The sequence below is a fragment of the Paraburkholderia phymatum genome, from assembly GCF_040965635.1.
GTDB classification, from domain to species: Bacteria; Pseudomonadota; Gammaproteobacteria; order Burkholderiales; family Burkholderiaceae; genus Paraburkholderia; species Paraburkholderia phymatum_B.
In genome coordinates this window covers 1-256 of the sequence record NZ_JBFRCH010000150.1, presented here as the reverse complement: position 1 = coordinate 256, position 256 = coordinate 1, and the positions used below count along the sequence as shown (strand labels likewise).

1 protein-coding gene is annotated in these 256 nt (G+C 64.8%); it reads left to right on the top strand.

The annotated features are described in order from the left end of the window. Positions 1-256 (top strand): hypothetical protein (locus tag AB4Y32_RS40575; RefSeq protein WP_368726594.1); only part of this gene is annotated, 256 nt, incomplete at both ends.

Below are 256 nucleotides of genomic sequence, written 5' to 3'. Positions count from 1 at the left end.
CTCTCCGTGCGAGACTTTCGCACTTTCTGGCGATGCTTCGTCGAGTGGTCGCAAGGGCTCGAGGTGTCCGGCAGCATCGAGCCGGTTTGCGTCGGCGACGCGTGCGAGCATGCGTGCTTCTTTCCCGAAATCCAGCTCAACTACGCCGCCAATCTGCTTAACCTGTCGGTGGCGCCGGCCACGGCACCCGCGATCACCGCATGTCACGCGGATGGAAAGCGTGTGCGCCTGACTCGCGGCGAACTGCGCGAGCGCG